Raw genomic sequence first — 335 nt, 5'->3', positions numbered from 1 at the left:
AGAGAAACTCAAGATACAAGAGAGAGTAAAAGACATCAATGGACAAACGAGAGTTACACAAGTTTGTATGCAAGTGAGATCAATCCCGATGGTAGCTTTTCAGAGCCAGTGAAGTTATCCAAAGCATTGGACTCAAAGGTAAACGACGCTACAGCGGTGTTTACTCAAGATGGAAAGACGATGTACTTTACGCGCAATAACTCAAAGAAAAGCGGAAAGAAAAAGAGAAATAAACAAGACGATACGCTATTGAAGATTTACAAAGCGAGTCTAAACGATCAGGGAGAGTGGGATAATGTAGTGGAGTTGCCTTTCAACTCGGATGACTTTAACAC

Annotated in this window: 1 pseudogene; it reads left to right on the top strand. The window is 40.3% G+C overall.

Annotation, left to right across the window (positions count from 1 at the left end):
* Positions 1-335 (top strand): annotated as a pseudogene (locus GJV76_RS15855) (OmpA family protein); the annotation flags it as partial.

This window comes from Myroides albus, from assembly GCF_009711045.1.
Classification (GTDB): domain Bacteria; phylum Bacteroidota; class Bacteroidia; order Flavobacteriales; family Flavobacteriaceae; genus Flavobacterium; species Flavobacterium album_A.
This window is presented reverse-complemented; position numbering and strand designations above follow the sequence as displayed.